A 16,320-nucleotide genomic window follows, 5' to 3' on the forward strand; every position below is an offset into this window, starting at 1 on the left:
CGAGAGAGAGGTATTGGGGCTCGAGATATTCGGCGACGGGCCTATCAGCTTGACGCAGACCGTCACAATCCCTAGATTTTGATCATGACCGGCACCGCCCTCACGCTCCGCGCCTTCCACGATCTCTTCCCGGACGAGGACGCCGCGCGGGCGTGGTTTGAGCGCGCCCGCTGGCCGGACGGCCCGATCTGCCCGGTGTGCGGATGCGTCAACCGCGCCTCCTGGCTGCGGACGATCCGCCGCTGGCAATGCACCGCCTGCAACCGGCAGTTCTCGGTCACCGCTGGCACGCCGATGCACCGCACCCACCTGCCGATGCTCACCTGGGCGCAGGCCATCTACCTCATCGTCGCGTCGAGCAAGGGCATCTCCGCCGTGAAGCTCTCGGAGATGCTGGGCGTATCCTACGAGACGGCGTGGCACCTCGGCCACCGCATCCGCGCCATGATGGCCGAGGATAGCCCATTGCTGTCCAACCTCGCCGAGATCGACAAGACCCATGCCGGAGCGCCGCCGCAAAAGCGCGCCAAGCCGGAACGCGAGGGCGGCGTTGGGCGCACGCTGCCTTACCGCTTTCTCCCAGGAACCGCCTGATGGCCCGCACCAAGCCCGAGCATCCGCCCGTCCATCGGACCGACCTGTTGCCGTCGAACCTGACGGCCAGCAAAGAGGCGGCCGTGCGCGCGCTGCTTAGAGCCTACCGCCGGGGTGCGGTGCTGCTGGGCCGGGAACAGTGGCGGCTCTTCTTTCAGACGGGCCGCTTTGAGAAGAACCACGACGTGGACAAGGTCACCTTCGCCGCCGTCATCGGCGCGGCCAACCGCGTCCAGATGGCCCGCTGGCAGGTCGTCGGGCAGCTCCAGGGCTGGATCCGCAACCGGGCCAATGAGTTTCGAGACCTGGTCAACCACAGCACGCTGACACCCGCCACCAAGCAGATGCTCCACGCCATCAACGGCCTGGGCGCGTGGTTCCGGCGCGGCGAGGTGGCGAGGAGAGAGACGGGCGAGGTGATTCCGGTTTCCGTGCGACGGCTGGCGCGCGCCATGATGCGCCACTGCATGGCGCGGCATCGCCGCCCGGACCTCTCGCGCATCTCCATGCGCCTCGACCACCGCGCAGGGAGCATCGCCCGCCCCATCCAGGCGACGCAGGGTGGCAGGGTCGGCTGGTGGGTGAGCCTCTCCACGCTCGAGAAGGGGCGCAAGATCGCCATCCCGCTGCTTACCTACGACTACCATGCCAAGCGTCCTGGCCGCGTGACCAACGGCATCCAGGTGAACGAGCGCGAGGGTCGCCTGAGCTTCGGCGTGGTGACCGACATGGGCGAGGTCTGCGCCAAAAGCCGCGCCGCCTACGACGGCCACGGCGCGCTGGCGCTTGATTTTGGGCTGTCCACGCTCTTGGCCACATCCGACGGCCGGCTGCTCGGCCAGGGCTGGCTCAAGCGGCTCAAGCGGTACGACGCGCTGCTTGCCTTGATCGCGGCCAGCCAGCAGCGTGCCGGACGCAGGCCACGCGAGAGCCAGCGGTATCGGGCGCTGGTGGAGGATGTGCGCGGCTTCCTTCGCACCGAGGTCGGCCGCGTGCTCAACCGCCTTGTCGAGCAGGGCAAGCCCAAGGAGTTGGTGCTGGAGCGGCTCGACTTCCGCCACTCCGACCTCTCAAGGCGGCTCAACGCGATCCTGCGCAACTGCGGACGCTCGATCGTCCAGGAGAAGTTGCGCGACCTGGAGGAGCGCTTCGGAATCCCCTCCGCCGAGGTCAACGCCGCATACACCTCTCAGGCATGTTCCGGTTGCGGCTATGTGGACAAGCGGAACCGCCGCGACCAGAAGACCTTCGTCTGCCTTTGGTGCGGTCACCAAATGCACGCCGACCTCAATGCGGCGGCCAACATCGAAGCGCGCCGTGCGCGCCCCAATGGTTGGCTCTTCCAGGGGAAGGCTGCGGTCCTTGCCGAGCTCGTGCGCGAGTTCGGGGAGCGACCTGTCCGGGCGCTGAGCCTGGGCAGAACCGGGAGCCGGGGTGCCCCCGCCGACCCACGATCCACCAATCCCTACTTCGGTGGAGTGCCGTTGCCCGTGGTGAGGTCATCCGAACGCCGCGAGGCGTCCATGAAATCGCCCGATACTCCAGCCCTTGTGGCTGCCTGAGTCAACGCGATAGTACCCTTCGGCGAGACCCCACTTGCCCCCCTCGCGGCCCAGGCCCGATTCGCGGACCCCGCCAAAGGGAGCCTGGGCGGTCGAAGGGAGGGCGTCATTGACGCCGATGATTCCGTAGGGGATCTCCTCGGCGAAGCGGAAGGCCCGACCGAGGTCGCGGGTCCACAGGTAGGCGGCCAGGCCCGCCCGGCCGCGGCGGGCGGCGGCCAGCGCCTCCTCCTCGCTCTCGAAGAGGCAGAGGGGGGCGACCGGGCCGAAGGTCTCCTCCTCCAGGATGCGGGCATCAGGAGGCACTTCGGTGAGGAGGGTCGGAGGAAAGAAGAGGCCGCAGGTCGGACCTCCGAGCAGGGTTCTGGCTCCCCGGCTCCGGGCGTCCGCCACGAGCTCCGCGACCTTGGCCAAGCCCTGCGCGTTCACGAGCGGACCCACTTGGGTTGCCTCCTCGAGGGGATCTCCCGACCGGAGCGAGGCGACCTTCTCGGTGAAGAGGCGCAGGAAGGCGGGAGCGATCTCCTTCTGGAGGTAGAAGGCGTTTGCCGCAACACAGCTCTGCCCGCCATTCCGGAACTTGGCGGTGATCGCCCCGTCGGCCGCCTTCCCAAGATCGGCATCGGCAAAGACGAGGAAGGGGGCGCCACCGCCGAGCTCGAGGCTCACCCGCTTGAGAGTTGCCGCACTCCGCGGGTAGAGCCGCTTTCCTACGGGAGTGCTTCCCGTAAAGGTGAGCTTGCGGATGCGGGGATCATCCAGCAAGGGCTCAGAGAGGGCTTCGGGATCGGAGCTGGGGAGGACCTGGAAGGTCGCGGGCCATCCCCCGGACTCTTCCCAGAGCTTGGCCAGAAAGAGGGCGGTGAGCGGGCTCGCCTCGGCGGGCTTGAGCACGAAGGGGCAGCCGGCGGCGAGCGCGGGGGCCACCTTCCGGGTCACCATCGCGGCGGGGAAGTTCCACGGGGTGATCCCGTAGACGGGCCCGACGGGCGCGTAGCGGATGAAAATGCGCTTCTGCGGGTGCTGGCTCGGAACGGTCTCTCCGTAGATCCGCTTGGCCTCTTCGGCATACCAGTCGAGGAAGCTGGCCGCGTAGAGAATCTCCCGCCTGCCCTCGGCGAGGGGCTTGCCCATCTCCTGAGCCATCGTTCGGGCGAGCGCCTCCGCATGGGAGAGGATCGCCTCGCGCCACTTCCGGAGGAGGTCGGAACGGAGGTAAGGGGTTGCCGATCGCCACGCGGGGAAGATCTGCGCCGCCGCCTCGATTGCGGCTCGGGCCTCCTTCGCATTGCAGTCGGCGATCTCCGCGAGCAGGGTGCCGGTCGCCGGGCTTCTCACCGGGAAGGTCCGCGCGGTCTCGATCCAGGAGCCGGCGACAAACGCCTGGGAGAGATCGGCAAGGGATGGATCCATAGGGGCTCCGGGCGGAAAGGGAGAGGGTAGCTTCCCCGCAAGCGTAGAGGAAAATGGCTCGCTCGGCGAGCGCAAAGCCGCCGCCTAGCTCTCCGCCGGTGCTCGGGAGGAAGCGGGCCGGTGGAGGTGGGCATAGGCGGGCCGCGTCTGGAGGCGATGGTCGCCGACCGCTCCGCCCACGGTGAAGTGATAGAGGCTCTGCCACGGGAGCCCGCGAATGCCGACGAGCTCGTGGAGGCCATCGTCGAAGTAGCAGCCGATCCCGGTTCCGCGGAGCCCTGCCGCTTCGGCACCCAGGTAGAGGAACTGGCCGATGAGCCCGCATTCCCAGAAGAGGCGCGGATAGAGCCAGGGATGATCGTGGATGCGGGAGAGGTCGGCAAGCATGGCCAGGGCAAAGCAGCCTCCGGAAGCGATGGTCTGAAAGCAGCTGATCTTGGCCACCAGCTCCCGGAAGTCGCCCTCCACGAGGCGGAAGAAGGGAAATGCTCGTGGAACGCCGGGTGGCGGCTGCCAGGCGAACTCTGGGCGCAGCTCGTGGCGGAGAGAGGCTTCGTGGGCGGCCGAGCGGAGGAGGAGGTAGAGTCCAGGGACCAAGCCCTCGACCCGATGGACGAAGACAACGAGGGAGACCCGAGGGTGCCAGGGAAGAACGGCGAAGGGAAAGGCGGCTGGCCCGGGCAGGAGCTGGGAGAGGATGTGCAGAAAAGCCTCCCGGGAGATCGAGGTCTTTCCGTCCATCGCCATTGCGCTCCGCCGCCGGCGGACGAGAGCGCCCGCCCCTTGGGAGGAGGGCGGCGAGACGTGCGAGGAGGAGAGGGCCGCGGCCCCTTCCTCTCCCGACCATCCACCGGGGTAGAGGGTGGAGGCGATCGCCCCTTCCAGGAGCGGCCAGGGGAGGTGGTCTGTCGAAAGGCGGTTGGGATGCCCCAGCGGAGGCTCGTCCCGCAGGGCGCTGAGCAGCGTATCGGGAAGGCGAAAGGCCCGGGTCTGCGCATCCAGGCGGGTCTCCCGGCCTGGAGAGATGGCCAGCACGCAGTCGGCGTGCTCCGCTTCCGGCCCTCGCTGGCTTTCGGTCGCGAGGATCCGCGCCAGCTCGGGCGACCCCACCGCCGGCAGGATGGACGCCTGCCATCCCCGCATCCTGGCGGAAAGCGCGAGGGCGCCAATCGCATGCCCCAGGTCATGGTGGCAATAGCGGTAGGCCCGCTCGCCATATTTCCACGCCTCGCGCCAGTAGATCGAGGTGAGCGCCACCAGGAAGGTTCCCGGAGGAAAGCGGGCGACGATCTCCTCCCATGGGCCGGATTCGAGCCAGCGGCGAGCCTCGAGGCTGTGCTGGAGGGGGGAGTAGTGGAAGACCCCGGCGCTCGGGTTCCCGGGGAGCGGGGGAAGAAGGAGGTAGGCTTCGGTCGGATGGAGGTTTCCGCTCGAAGGATTGACGCGCAGCGACCAGGGTGGGGAGTGGGGAGCCTGCTTCCAAGCCGAAAGGGCGAGGCTCTCGAAGAGGAAGCGGCTCAGAGACTCCCAGGAAAGCGGTATGGCCTCCGGGGCCTCGTCGAAGAGACGGTCGTAGGGGGGGCCCGCTTCTTCAGAAGGGAGAGGGAGCGGGATCTCCGGGCTGCCCTCGAAGCGGCGGAAGGGGTCGGGCTGGGTCTCCCAGTCGAGGAAGCCTGGTCCATCCGCATAGCCCGAAAAGGAGTGCTTGGAGGCGGCATGGTAGGCGAGGATCGAGGAGCCCATCGGATCGCTTCCAAAGTTGGGGAGAAGGGCCCAAAAAGCAATCGACTCGTTCCTCGGGCCCGGTGGCGCGCGGGCCTACCGGGAGACCTTCCGCCAATGAAGCCGCTCGAGCATCCCGGAGGGGATCAGGCTCTTGATGAGGCTTGAGCGGCCATGGCGGCGGAGCTCCTGGTCGAGAACTTCCTGGCTCGTCAACCAGTTGACCATCAGGACGCGCCGCTCCCCTTCGAAGAGCCGGTGCCCATGAAAGGAGCGGTCGGAGCGGCGAAAGAGAAGGAGCGTCCCCCACTCGGGAGAGAGCTCGACGGCCACATCGTCGATGTTCGAGCTGCGCAGCAGCCGGAGCCGCCCGCTATCCGCTTCCCAGCGGCTGTTGAGATAGAGCAAGAGGGTAAGGATCTTGGTCTCCGAATCGGTGTGAACCTGACCGTCGCGCGGCCCGCAGCGACCTCGGACGGTCACCAAGGCGGGCTTCCCTTCCAACGGCACCGCGAACTTTTGGGAGACGGCGTCGCGGAAGGAAGGGGCTTGGAGATCCTCCAGGAGGGCGGCGAAGAGTGGACCGTAGCGAAGCACCTGGACCGGAAAGACGCCCGGCTTGTCGATCGCGGGAAACTCCTTTTCGAAGGACGCCCGAAGATCGGCGGGCAGGAAATCCCGGACGAGGACATGCTCGAAGGGATCGGCGACCAAGGGCGCCGAAGTGAATGCCTCGAAGCGGACAAGGTTGGGCATGCGGTCCGTCCCTTCCTCGCGCCCGTAATCGGCTGGCACTCGGGCAGCGATCAGGGAAGATCGTAATTCCACCCCCCGGAAGGGGGCCAATGAAATTTCGTTCCTGTAGGATCAAGGGAATGGAAGGGGACGGAGAAGAAGGGCGAGAGCCGGCTCTCCTCTGGCCAACGACGGTCGAGGAGCTGGTTATTCTCCAGGAGAGCCTCGGCCAAGCAGAAGAGGAAATGTGGAAGCCGCCCGCCCGGCCGCTTCTGGTCGCCGGATGCTTCCTGTGCTTTTCGCGGGGAAGGCGGGGCCCCGGGCATGCGGGGGAGGCGGGTTGGGCTGCGGCGGCGCTCGTCCAGTCGGGCAGGCTGCTGGGTGCAGGAGTGGCCAGAGGGGTGGCAAGCGTCCCTTACGAGCCGGGGCTCCTGGCGCTGCGGGAGGGCTCGCTGCTCGAAGAAGCGATCCGAAGGCTCCCGGATCGGCCGGAGCTCCTGCTGGTCGACGCGACCGGCCGTGACCATCCACGGGGAGCCGGCCTGGCGCTCCATCTCGGGGCCAAGCTCGGCCTTCCCTCGGTGGGAGTGACCCGCAACCCGCTCTTGGCTTGCGGAAGGCCGCCGGGGGAGCCCCGCGGATCGCTCTCGGCTCTCTGGTTGGGAGGAAGCGTCGTCGCCTATTGGGTGCGGACCCAGGAGGGCAAGGCACCGCTGGTGGCCCATGCGGGCTGGAGGACGGAGCCAGAGGCGGCCGCGGAGCTTCTCTTGGCGCTGAGCCCTCGCTACCGCACGCCTGAGCCCTTGCGGCAGGCGCGCAGGCTCGCGCGCGAGGCGCGAGCCCTGGAGGGGAGCCGCGGAGGGAGGGACTAAGGGAGCTTCCCTTGCCCACGACCATCCTCTTCTTCGGTCAATGTCCGGATCCCGGGAAGCATGGGAAGGCGCATTCCGTGGTCGAGGCCGCCGATTTGATTTGGCCGTTGCGAAGCAGCAAGCTTTCCCGGATGGGACGGTGGAAGGCTTGCCAGGGGAAGAGCCCGACGCTAGGTTGTTCGCATGAGTCAGGAGTTCTCGATGAAAGAGCTCTTCGGCACGTTCCTGGGAGACGGCGATGAGGCCAATGCCTTCCGTTTTAACGAAATAGAGGCCAAGCTCGCCTTACACGGCCGGGTCATCTTCGATTTTGATGGTGTCACGAACATGAACGAATCGTTTGCCCACGCGCTTTTCGGCAATCTGGCCGAGGACCATCCCGACGATCTGGTCGATCGGGTCCGGTTCAAGAATTGCTCTCCATTGATTCGGGGCTTCCTCGTCTCGGCCGTTGCGCACGGGATCGAGCGAGGAAAGCGGCTGGCACGCTCGGAGAAAGAGGGAAAGCCGCGCGAGGCCCTGCCAACGGTGGAGGCTTGCGGGGAACCCGCCTTCGGTCCGTGAGCCGGCTGTGGGGTTCGAACCCACGACCCGCAGTTTACAAAACTGCTGCTCTGCCGCTGAGCTAAGCCGGCGAAGAGATGGGGAACGCCTTGATCGTAGGTTGGCGGCGGGGCGATGTCAAATGGCCGCACCTCTCGCGGCTACCCGCCAGGTACTCGGGGAAACCCGGTATGGAAAAGGGAGGGAAACCCCTACCGCAGGTATCGGCCGAATTTCACCAAGGGCTTTTGACAAGCCGTTCGGGATTTAGCTAAAGTGTACCATTCTTGCAATTGCGCTGATTGGGGAAAGAGGAATGGAAAAAAACGGGGAGAGACCGAAGAGGAGAAAGAAGAAGAAAGACGATCCCTCCCCCTCCCCTGAAGCGAAGCCTTCGTCCCCGAAGCCGCAATCCTTGGCGCACAGCCTCTTTTCGAGCTGGCTGTCGCGTTTCCCTTGCCGCCGGATCCACGAGTAAGGCCAGGCTGGGTCCATAGTGGCCGGCGGCCACGCGGCGGAACGCCGATTTGCTCTTGCGTCGGAGCGGGGATCGCGTTTTGGATGCGTTCATGACCCGGCTTTCGCCCTCGGAGAAGGAGGAGCAGCGGCGGCTGCTTCGGTTGAGGCTGGCCGCACGGAGCCAAGAGGAGCGAGCGGCCGCAAGCCTGCGGCTCGCGGACCGGCTGCCGTGCCTTCCCGAGTGGGGAGCGGTCCGGCGCGTGGCACTCTACGCCTCGCTTTCCAGCGAGCCGGACACCGATCTTCTCTTCCCGCGAGCTCGGGCGGAGGGCAAGCGGGTCTTCTATCCCTTCTTTCGGGGTGCCGGCCGGAGCCTCGGTTTCGCCGAGGTCGACGCGGTCGAATCGCTGCGGCCGGGTCCGCTCCGGTTTCGGGAGCCTCCTCCGTCGGGAGGGGACGGGAAGGTCGAGGTCGATCTCTTGCTCATTCCCGGGCTCGGGTTCGACCGGGAGGGGATGAGGTTGGGGCGGGGGAGCGGCTATTACGACCGGACGCTGGCGGAGACCCGTGCCCAGATCCTGCGGGTCGGTTACTTCTTTTCCTGGCAGGAGCTCTCCAAGGTGGCTGCAGAAGGGCACGACGAGCGGCTTGACGTCGTGATCACGGAAAAGGAGACGATTCGGATTCGGACGGAGTAACCAGCCAGGGAGAGGGCGATGGCGGGGGAGTTTCTCACGGGTCGGGTGGCGATCGTCACCGGTGGAAGCAGCGGCATCGGGAGGGCGGTGGCGCTCGGGCTTTCGGGACAGGGCGCGTCGGTCGTGGTGGCCGCGCGGAGGGGGGAGGCGTGTGAAGCGGTAGCACGGCTTTGCGGGGAGACGGGAGGAGAGGGGATCGCGATCCCGACCGACGTGCGGCGGGAGGAGGAGTGCGAGCGGCTGGTCGAGCGAGCCGCGGCCTGGCGGGGAAGGCTCGACATCCTGGTCAACAGTGCGGGCATCGGACGGTTCGCTCCGGTCGCCTCGCTTTCGACGGCTGATCTGCGAGAGATGGTCGATACCAATCTCCATGGGACGTTCTGGTGCAGCCGGGCGGCTTTCCCAAGGATCGCGTCTGCGGGAGGGGGCCTGATCTGCAACATTGCCTCGCTCGCGGGCGTGGACGCTTGGGCCGGGACCGGCGGGTATAGCGCAACGAAGTTTGGCATCGTCGGGCTGACGCGCGCCCTGGCCGACGAGGGGAGGGAAAAGGGGGTGAAGGCGGTCGCGATCTGCCCCGCTCTGGTCGCGACACCGATGACGGGCGTATCGGGAGCCGATTACCTCCAGCCGGAGGACATCGCGGAAACGGTGCTCTACCTCCTCCGGCTCTCTCCGGCCGCCTGGCCGGGCGAGATCGTCCTCGGGCGACGGGGTGCGGAATAGGCTCGGGCGCTCTCCGGGGCAAAAAGCGGTGGCGCTTTTGGTCGGGCGAGGTAATCTCGGGCGTAGATGCCTTCTTCCAAGCTCGATCCACTGACTGAAGAGCCGGGCGAGGAACAAAGTGGAGCCTTCCAGGCGAACACGCGGGTCGTCCTGGCGCTCTGCCTGGCGGCACTGGGCATCTGGACCACCCGGGGCTTCCTGGTCTCCATGTCCTGGGCGCTGGTCATTGCCGTTGCGTCCTGGCCCCTCTATCGCTGGCTCCGGTTGCGCGCGCCCCAATGGATGCGCGGAATCGTCCTGCCGCTGATCTTCACCCTCGTCATCGGCGTCGCGCTGATCGGGCCGCTGACCTACGCGGCAATCAAGCTCGGGGAAGAGGCGCGGATCTTGGCGCGCTGGCTGACTTCGATTCAGAAATCGGGGCTGCCGGCCCCGGACTGGCTCAACCGGATCCCGGCGGTCGGGACCTGGCTCTTCTCGACCTGGAACTCCTCTTTGGGGAGTCCCGGCGCGGCGGAGATGACTCTCGGGCACCTGGACCCGGCTTTCATTCTGCGCTGGACGCGAACGCTAGGGGTCCAGATGCTGCGGCGGGCGGAGGTGCTCGCCTTTACCTTGCTGACCCTCTTTTTCCTCTATCGGGACGGCGAAGCCTTGGGGAAGCAGGCGCTCCGGTTTGCCCGGCGGCTGGTGGGCAGCGTGGGGGTCGAGTACGCGCGCCACTGCGTCTCCGCGATTCGAGCGACGGTCAACGGGTTGGTGCTGGTGAGCATTGGGGAAGGGATCCTGCTGGGAGTCGCCTATGCGGTGGCCGGCATTACCGATCCGGTCACGCTCGGGGGCCTCACCGGAATCCTGGCCATGGTCCCCTTCCTGGCTCCGCTGGTCTTTGGAGGGGTGAGCATCATGCTCTACGCCCAAGGAAGTGTGCTCACCGCCATCGGGATCTTTCTCTTCGGCTCCCTCGTTCTCTTCGTCGCGGACCACTTTATTCGACCGGGGCTGATCGGGGGAGCCGCCCATCTTCCCTTCTTCTGGGTGCTGCTCGGCACGCTCGGGGGGATCACGAGCTTCGGCCTCTTGGGGCTCTTCCTCGGGCCTACGGTGATTGCCGCCCTTCTGGCGGCCTGGTACGACTTTATCGGCCGAGCGGCGGAGGAGTAGGGAGGGGCGCCTCCTCGTGCTCCCCCACGAGAACCGGCTCCGCATAAAAGGTAAATCCCGTGGTCTCGACGATGCGGACGGGGAGGAGCTCTCCCCGCCAGCGCTCCTCGGCCCGGACGAGGACGAGGTGGTTGCCGCGCGTCCTCCCCTGGAAGCGATGGGCCGACTTCCGGCTCTCTCCCTCGACGAGGATCTCGACCTCCCGGTTGACGATCTGCTTTGCCTTGCGCAGGGCAATCTCGTCCTGGAGGGCGAGCAGATCGTGGTTGCGGCGCAGCTTCTCCTCTTCTCCGATCGAGTCGGCGCGTGCGGCGGCGCTCGTTCCGGGGCGGGGGGAGTAGCGGAAGATGAAGGCTTGGTCGAATTGGACCGATTCGACGAGCTTCCGGGTCTGGGCGAAGTCCTCCTCTTCCTCTCCCGGGAAACCGACAATGAGGTCGGTCGTCAAGGTCGCCTCGGGAAGGGCCGAGCGAATCCGATCGACCAGCTCCAGATAGCGCGAGCGGGTGTATCCCCGTCCCATCGCCCGCAGGATCCGGTCGCTGCCCGATTGCGCCGGCAGGTGGACATGCTCGCAGAGAGGGGGCAGGTCCCGCAGCGCGGCGATCAGATCCTCGCGAAAGCCGATCGGGTGTGGGGAGGTGAAACGAACGCGGGCGATGCCAGGAATCGAGCAGACGCGCTCGAGGAGCTGGACGAAGGGGGAGCGGCCCTGGCGGCTCGGGAGCTCCCGGCGGCCGTAGAGGTTGACGATCTGGCCCAGGAGCGTTACCTCGCGGACCCCCTGTTCAGCCAGGGATCGGACCTCCTTCTCGATCTCCTCCATCGGGCGGGCCCGTTCGGGGCCTCGTGTCACCGGGACGATGCAGAAGGCGCAGCGCATGTTGCAGCCCTGCATGATCGAGACGAACGCGGAGGCTTTCCGCGTGAACGGGAGATGGTCGCGTACCTGGTTTTGGGAGCCCGCTTCGGCCCCGATGTCGACGATCCGGGGGGGCTCCTCGGGCGAACTCGCCGAGGAAGGGGCGCGCGCCGCGCGAATCCGCTCGACCCGGTCCGGGGCCTCGTGGAGCTTCTGGGTGCCCAGGACCAGGTCGACCTCGGGAAACTCCTGCAGGAGCTCTCCGCCCCGGCGCTGGGCCATGCAGCCGAGAAAGCCCAAGACAAGGCCGGGGTTTTCGCGCTTGCGGGCGCGCAAGGAGTCCATCTTCCCGCAGGCTTTGTCCTCGGCCATGTCGCGGACCGAGCAGGTGTTGAGCAGGATCACGTCGGCTTCCTCCTCCGAGCGGGCGATCCGGTAGCCACGGGCGACGAAGCGGGAAAGCACCGCTTCCGAGTCCCGCACGTTCATCTGGCATCCGTAGGTTTTTACGAAGACGGCGGGAGCCGTCGGGTCTTGCGGCCTTCTCTCGTTCATCGGGTTCGCCCGGTTGCCATTCGCTCGGAGGGAGCTTCCGCTCCTCCTTGGGTTGCCAATCCGAGCCGGCGAGCATACAAGGATGAGGCGAAGGTGTCGCGTCAAGTGATCGTTGTCGAGGCTCGTCATTATCGGACGGGGGAAGTCGTTGCCATCGAGCTGGAACCTCCGTTCTATCGCCGGATCGTGCCCGTCCGCCGCGATCCGCGGCACCTCCCCTGGATCGCTCCCGGGCTGGTCGACATCCAGGTCAACGGGTTTGGCGGAGTCGATCTCAATGGCCCTCCGATCGATCGCGAGGGATGGCGACGGCTCTGCCGAAGCTTGTGGACCCACGGCTGTACCCACTTTCTGGCGACGGTGATCACCCGTCCGGCCGATTCCTACCGGGAGCTGCTTCCGGCGCTTGGCGAGCTCTGGGCGGAGGAGCCCGCGAACTGCGTCGGCTTTCACCTGGAAGGTCCGTTCCTGCGTCCGGAAGAGGGGTATGTCGGCGTTCATGATCCGCAGTGGATGCTGCCCGCCGACCCGGAATGGCTTTCCTGGGCGCAGAAGGCCTGTGGGGGAGGCTGCCGCATGATCACGACGGCTCCCGAGGCTTCGGAGCGGGGGCTCGATCTGGTGCGAGCGGCCGTGCAGGGGGGCGTTCGAGTCGCCATCGGACATTCGGCCGCCATGGGAGCCGCTCTGGAGCGAGCGATCGAAGCGGGCGCCTCGCTCTGGACTCACCTCGGCAACGGCCTGCCCCATCTGCTGCCGAAGTGGGAAAACCCGCTCGTTCACGCCCTCGGGTCGACCCTCCCTTACGCGAGCGTGATCCCCGACGGGATTCATCTGCCGCCGCATGCCTTTCGGGCGGTGGCGCGAGCCTTGGGGGATCGGCTCATCCTGATCACCGACGCGATCGCCGCAGCGGGGATGGGGGCGGGCTCCTACCGGCTGGGGGACCGCCAGGTCGATGTGGACGAGGCAGGAAGGGCGGTCGACCGGGCTTCCGGCAGGCTGGCCGGCTCGACGCTCAGCCCGTTCGCTGGAGTGTTTCGGGCGGCGGCCTGCCTCGACCGTCCGTGGGCCGAATGTTGGGAGGCCTTCTCGGTGCGGCCGGCGCGGTGGCTCTCGCTTCGGCACGGCTTGGAGGAGGGGGCGGAAGCGAGCTTTTGCTTGCTTGCCGACGAGCCGGAGCCGCGCCTTTTGAGGACATTCCTTCGGGGGGAAGCGGTATTTTCGGACCAGGAGCGACCATGACGAGCGAAGAGGAGAGACAAAGCCTTGCGGAGAGGTCCGGCCTGCTGCCGGAGGAGATCTTGCGGATCGAGGAGGCTCTCGGGCGCCCTCCCAATGCCGAGGAGCTCGCTCTCTTCTCGGTCCTCTGGAGCGAGCACTGCTGCTACAAGAATTCGAAACGGGAGCTTCGGAAGTTCCCCACGCAAGGTCCGGGGGTTCTCATCCGGGCGGGCGAGGAGAATGCGGGAGCCTTGGACATCGGCGACGGCTGGGCGGTGGTCTTCAAGATCGAGTCCCACAATCATCCGAGTGCCGTAGAGCCGTTCCAGGGAGCGGCTACCGGGGTCGGCGGGATCCTGCGGGATATCTACACGATGGGAGCGCGGCCGATCTGCTTCCTGGATTCCCTGCGCCTGGGAGAGATCCGCGGAGGAGGCCCGACCGCGCAGAACAACCGGCGGCTCTTGCGGGGCATCGTCGGCGGGATCGCCCATTACGGCAACTGCGTGGGGATTCCGACGGTCGGCGGGGAGCTGACCTTTGACCCCTCCTACAACGGCAACCCCCTGGTCAATGTCTTTTGCGCGGGTGTGGTGCGCCAGGACCGGATCCAGAAGGGGTCGGCCTCAGGGGTGGGCAATCCCGTCTTTGTCGCGGGCTCCCTCACGGGCCGGGATGGCCTCAAGGGGGCGGCCTTCGCTTCGCGGCTGCTCAGCACCGACTCCCGCGAGGATCGGCCCGCGGTCCAGGTCGGCGATCCCTTCATGGGCAAGATCCTGATGGAAGCCTGCCTCGAGCTTTTCGCCCGCAAGGGGGCGGTGGTCGGCGTCCAGGATATGGGAGCGGCTGGAATCGGCTGCTCGACCAGCGAAACGGCGGCCCGGGGAGAGACGGGCATGGAGATCGACCTCGACCAGGTGCCGCTTCGGGAGCCGGGGATGGATGCGGCGGAGATCCTCCTCTCGGAGTCGCAGGAGCGGATGCTGCTGATTCTCCAGAAGGGGAGAGAAGGGGAAGCCGAGGAGGTCTTTGCCAAATGGGGGGTGCCGCTCCGCCGGATCGGGACCGTGAGCGGCGATGGTCTGCTCCGTTACCGGAGGAACGGGAAGGTCGCGGCGGAGCTGCCCGCTCGGCTGCTGACGGAGGAGGCCCCCGTCTATGAGCGGGAGGCGAAGATCGCGAGCATCGCTTCGCCTCGTCCTCCCGCCAAGCCGCCGCTTTCCCTGGCGGAGTGTCGGACGCCCTGGAAGGCGCTCGCGACCCTCCCCTCCCTGGCGTCCAAGGAGTGGGTCTGGCGCCAGTATGACTGGATGGTTGGAATCGGCACGGTGATGGGCCCGGGACAATCAGATGCGGCGGTCCTCCGGGTGCGGCTGGATGGAAAGACGAAGTATTTGGCCGCTACGGTGGACGGAAACGCCCGGTATACGTTGCTCGATCCGTACCGGGGCGGGCTTGCGGCGGTCGCCGAGGCGGTACGCAATCTCGCGGTGAGTGGTGCACGGCCGCTGGGCATCACCGATAATCTCAACTTTGGCGATCCCTACCGCCCGGAGGCGTTCGGGCAGCTGCGGGGTGCGGTCGAGGGAATCGCAGAGGGCTGCCGGAGCTTCGGGCTCCCCGTCACTGGCGGCAACGTGAGTCTCTACAATGAGTCTCCCTCGGGCGCGATTCTCCCCTCGCCCGTGGTCGCCGCCGTCGGCGCGATCGACCGGGAGGAAGAGATCACCCCTCTGGGCTTTCAGCGGGAGGGAGACCTGCTCTTCCTCCTCGGGGGCTGGGGGAGCGGGGTTTCGGGATCGATCTACGCCTGGGAAGCTCTCGGATGGAGGGAGGGAGCCGCTCCCGAGGTCCGCCTGCCGGAGGAGCGGGCGCTTTCGTCGGTGCTCCGAGCGCTCGGAGCCCGGGGGATCCTCGTGAGCGCGCACGATCTTTCTGATGGGGGGCTGGCGATCGCCCTCTTGGAATCTGCTCTGGCCGGGCAAGGGCGCCTGGGGGCAGAAGTCACGCTGCCGGCCTCGCCGAGCCCGGAAGAGCTTCTCTTCGGGGAGAGTCAGGGAAGGGTGCTCGTCACGGTCGCTCCCGAGGAGGACCGGGCGGTGGAAGAGGAGTGCGTGCGCCGGGGGATCGAGGCGCTTCAGATCGGACGGGTCGCGGGCCCCCGCTTCCGGCTCGAGCGCGGTACCGAGCGGCTGGAGATCGAGGTCGAGGAGCTCGAGCGGCTCTGGCGAGGAGCCCTGCCGGGTCTCATGGACCCCGAAGCCGAGTTCGAATAGGCGGGGAAGGTGGGGAATTACTCCGCCTGGATCGCCTTCACGGGTTCCTCCCGGTCTCCCGGAGTCGGCGCCAGGTAGTCGAGGAGGGTCGAGATCACCGCGCGAAGGCGGTGGCGATGGACGATCTGGTCGATGAGCCCCTTCTCATAGAGGAACTCCGCGGTTTGAAAGCCCTTGGGGAGCTCCTGGTGGGTCGTTTCCCGGATGACCCGGGCTCCCGCAAAGCCGATCATCGCTCGAGGTTCGGCCAGGATGATGTCTCCCAGAGAGGCAAAGCTCGCCGTCACCCCCGCCATGGTGGGGTTGGTCAGAATCGAGAGAAAGGGCATTCGGGCCCGCTTGAGACGGACGAGGGCAGCGCTGGTCTTGGCCATTTGGAGGAGGCTCAGCATGCCCTCGTACATCCGGGCGCCCCCGGAGGCCGAGACGATGACGACGGGCTTCTTCTCCCGGGCGCCGCGCTCGATCGCCCGGGTGATCTTTTCCCCCACGACCGAGCCCATGCTCCCGCCCAGGAACTGGAAGTCCATCACGGCAAGGGAGATCGGCTTTCCTTCGATGCGTCCCATCCCGCAGATCACCGCATCGGAGAGCCCGCTCTTCTGCTGGTAATGGGCGAGGCGGTCGGCATAGCTCCGCACGCCCTGGAAACGAAGGGTGTCGACCGAGAGGAGAGCGGCGTCGGCCTCGGCGAAGCTCCCGGGGTCGAGCAGGAGGGCGATGCGCTCCCGGGCGGAGAGGGGAAAGTGGTGCTGGCAGTGCTTGCAGACCCGCTGATGCTGTTCCAGCTCCTTGGTGTAGAGCATCTGCTCGCACTGCGGGCATTTCTCCCAAAGCCCCTCGGGGATGTCACGCTTGGGCCCGGAGGGGATGCGGGGTGCTCGATGGCGATCATGGCTCTTGTTCATGAACAAT

Annotated in this window: 14 protein-coding genes and 1 tRNA gene; 9 read left to right on the forward strand and 6 right to left on the reverse strand. The window is 67.0% G+C overall.

What is annotated here, in order from left to right:
- Positions 1-84 precede the first annotated feature (84 nt).
- On the forward strand, positions 85-594 hold the full coding sequence (locus tag MacB4_RS09480; protein ID WP_206863591.1) for a transposase: 510 nt from the start codon (positions 85-87) through the stop codon (positions 592-594).
- The gene (locus MacB4_RS09485; protein ID WP_206863592.1) at positions 594-2,156 is read left to right on the forward strand and encodes a zinc ribbon domain-containing protein; all 1,563 of its coding nucleotides are present in this window, start codon (positions 594-596) and stop codon (positions 2,154-2,156) included. Before MacB4_RS09480 ends, MacB4_RS09485 begins: the two co-directional genes overlap by 1 nt.
- Here MacB4_RS09485 and MacB4_RS09490 read toward each other — a convergent pair.
- The 3 genes from MacB4_RS09490 to MacB4_RS09500 all read right to left on the reverse strand — a co-directional run bounded on the left by MacB4_RS09490 (position 2,094) and on the right by MacB4_RS09500 (position 6,047).
- The gene (locus tag MacB4_RS09490; RefSeq protein WP_206863593.1) at positions 2,094-3,569 is read right to left on the reverse strand and encodes an NAD-dependent succinate-semialdehyde dehydrogenase; all 1,476 of its coding nucleotides are present in this window, start codon (positions 3,567-3,569) and stop codon (positions 2,094-2,096) included. The genes MacB4_RS09485 and MacB4_RS09490 overlap by 63 nt on opposite strands.
- Positions 3,570-3,653: 84 nt before the next feature.
- Positions 3,654-5,312: a SagB/ThcOx family dehydrogenase gene (locus MacB4_RS09495; protein ID WP_206863594.1), complete on the reverse strand. Its 1,659-nt coding sequence runs from the start codon at positions 5,310-5,312 to the stop codon at positions 3,654-3,656.
- 75 nt (positions 5,313-5,387) lie between these two features.
- Positions 5,388-6,047, reverse strand: coding sequence for a 2OG-Fe(II) oxygenase (locus MacB4_RS09500; protein ID WP_206863595.1), 660 nt, complete (start codon positions 6,045-6,047; stop codon positions 5,388-5,390).
- 119 nt (positions 6,048-6,166) lie between these two features.
- On the opposite strand from MacB4_RS09500, the gene MacB4_RS09505 reads away from it, so the two are divergent.
- Together MacB4_RS09505 and MacB4_RS09510 are read left to right on the forward strand one after the other, a co-directional pair.
- Entirely contained in the window at positions 6,167-6,898 is a 732-nt protein-coding gene (locus MacB4_RS09505; RefSeq protein WP_206863596.1) for an endonuclease V, read from the forward strand.
- 201 nt (positions 6,899-7,099) lie between these two features.
- Positions 7,100-7,462 (forward strand): STAS-like domain-containing protein, encoded by a 363-nt coding sequence (locus MacB4_RS09510; protein ID WP_206863597.1) that lies wholly within the window; start codon positions 7,100-7,102, stop codon positions 7,460-7,462.
- Here the strand turns inward: MacB4_RS09510 and MacB4_RS09515 are convergent.
- Positions 7,462-7,533 (reverse strand) — tRNA-Thr (locus MacB4_RS09515). The two genes, MacB4_RS09510 and MacB4_RS09515, sit on opposite strands and share 1 nt — an antisense overlap.
- Positions 7,534-8,010: 477 nt before the next feature.
- Between MacB4_RS09515 and MacB4_RS09520 the strand changes: the two genes are divergently transcribed.
- The 3 genes from MacB4_RS09520 to MacB4_RS09530 all read left to right on the forward strand — a co-directional run bounded on the left by MacB4_RS09520 (position 8,011) and on the right by MacB4_RS09530 (position 10,488).
- Positions 8,011-8,598, forward strand: coding sequence for a 5-formyltetrahydrofolate cyclo-ligase (locus MacB4_RS09520; protein WP_206863598.1), 588 nt, complete (start codon positions 8,011-8,013; stop codon positions 8,596-8,598).
- Positions 8,599-8,616: 18 nt separating this feature from the next.
- Positions 8,617-9,324: an SDR family oxidoreductase gene (locus MacB4_RS09525; RefSeq protein WP_206863599.1), complete on the forward strand. Its 708-nt coding sequence runs from the start codon at positions 8,617-8,619 to the stop codon at positions 9,322-9,324.
- Between the two features lie 66 nt (positions 9,325-9,390).
- Entirely contained in the window at positions 9,391-10,488 is a 1,098-nt protein-coding gene (locus MacB4_RS09530; RefSeq protein WP_206863600.1) for an AI-2E family transporter, read from the forward strand.
- On the opposite strand, the gene miaB is transcribed toward MacB4_RS09530, so the two are convergent.
- Positions 10,463-11,905: a tRNA (N6-isopentenyl adenosine(37)-C2)-methylthiotransferase MiaB gene (miaB, locus tag MacB4_RS09535; RefSeq protein ID WP_206863601.1), complete on the reverse strand. Its 1,443-nt coding sequence runs from the start codon at positions 11,903-11,905 to the stop codon at positions 10,463-10,465. The two genes, MacB4_RS09530 and miaB, sit on opposite strands and share 26 nt — an antisense overlap.
- 93 nt (positions 11,906-11,998) lie before the next feature.
- On the opposite strand from miaB, the gene MacB4_RS09540 reads away from it, so the two are divergent.
- Positions 11,999-13,150, forward strand: a complete 1,152-nt coding sequence (locus MacB4_RS09540) for an N-acetylglucosamine-6-phosphate deacetylase (RefSeq protein WP_206863602.1) — start codon at positions 11,999-12,001, stop codon at positions 13,148-13,150.
- A complete protein-coding gene (gene purL, locus MacB4_RS09545; protein ID WP_206863603.1) occupies positions 13,147-15,405 on the forward strand; it encodes a phosphoribosylformylglycinamidine synthase subunit PurL in 2,259 nt (752 codons plus the stop codon). Before MacB4_RS09540 ends, purL begins: the two co-directional genes overlap by 4 nt.
- A gap of 17 nt (positions 15,406-15,422) precedes the next feature.
- On the opposite strand, the gene accD is transcribed toward purL, so the two are convergent.
- The gene (gene accD, locus MacB4_RS09550) at positions 15,423-16,313 is read right to left on the reverse strand and encodes an acetyl-CoA carboxylase, carboxyltransferase subunit beta (RefSeq protein WP_206863604.1); all 891 of its coding nucleotides are present in this window, start codon (positions 16,311-16,313) and stop codon (positions 15,423-15,425) included.
- Between the last annotated feature and the right edge of the window lie 7 nt (positions 16,314-16,320).

The organism is Methylacidimicrobium sp. B4, from assembly GCF_017310545.1.
GTDB lineage: Bacteria > Verrucomicrobiota > Verrucomicrobiia > Methylacidiphilales > Methylacidiphilaceae > Methylacidimicrobium.

Bases quoted from the DNA above. Each gene is read 5' to 3' on its own strand.
- miaB (WP_206863601.1), bottom strand. From the start codon at position 11,905: ATGAACGAGAGAAGGCCGCAAGACCCGACGGCTCCCGCCGTCTTCGTA.
- purL (WP_206863603.1), top strand. From the start codon at position 13,147: ATGACGAGCGAAGAGGAGAGACAAAGCCTTGCGGAGAGGTCCGGCCTG.
- MacB4_RS09500 (WP_206863595.1), bottom strand. From the start codon at position 6,047: ATGCCCAACCTTGTCCGCTTCGAGGCATTCACTTCGGCGCCCTTGGTC.
- accD (WP_206863604.1), bottom strand. From the start codon at position 16,313: ATGAACAAGAGCCATGATCGCCATCGAGCACCCCGCATCCCCTCCGGG.
- MacB4_RS09490 (WP_206863593.1), bottom strand. From the start codon at position 3,569: ATGGATCCATCCCTTGCCGATCTCTCCCAGGCGTTTGTCGCCGGCTCC.
- MacB4_RS09495 (WP_206863594.1), bottom strand. From the start codon at position 5,312: ATGGGCTCCTCGATCCTCGCCTACCATGCCGCCTCCAAGCACTCCTTT.
- MacB4_RS09485 (WP_206863592.1), top strand. From the start codon at position 594: ATGGCCCGCACCAAGCCCGAGCATCCGCCCGTCCATCGGACCGACCTG.
- MacB4_RS09480 (WP_206863591.1), top strand. From the start codon at position 85: ATGACCGGCACCGCCCTCACGCTCCGCGCCTTCCACGATCTCTTCCCG.
- MacB4_RS09530 (WP_206863600.1), top strand. From the start codon at position 9,391: ATGCCTTCTTCCAAGCTCGATCCACTGACTGAAGAGCCGGGCGAGGAA.
- MacB4_RS09510 (WP_206863597.1), top strand. From the start codon at position 7,100: ATGAAAGAGCTCTTCGGCACGTTCCTGGGAGACGGCGATGAGGCCAAT.
- MacB4_RS09520 (WP_206863598.1), top strand. From the start codon at position 8,011: ATGACCCGGCTTTCGCCCTCGGAGAAGGAGGAGCAGCGGCGGCTGCTT.
- MacB4_RS09525 (WP_206863599.1), top strand. From the start codon at position 8,617: ATGGCGGGGGAGTTTCTCACGGGTCGGGTGGCGATCGTCACCGGTGGA.
- MacB4_RS09505 (WP_206863596.1), top strand. From the start codon at position 6,167: ATGGAAGGGGACGGAGAAGAAGGGCGAGAGCCGGCTCTCCTCTGGCCA.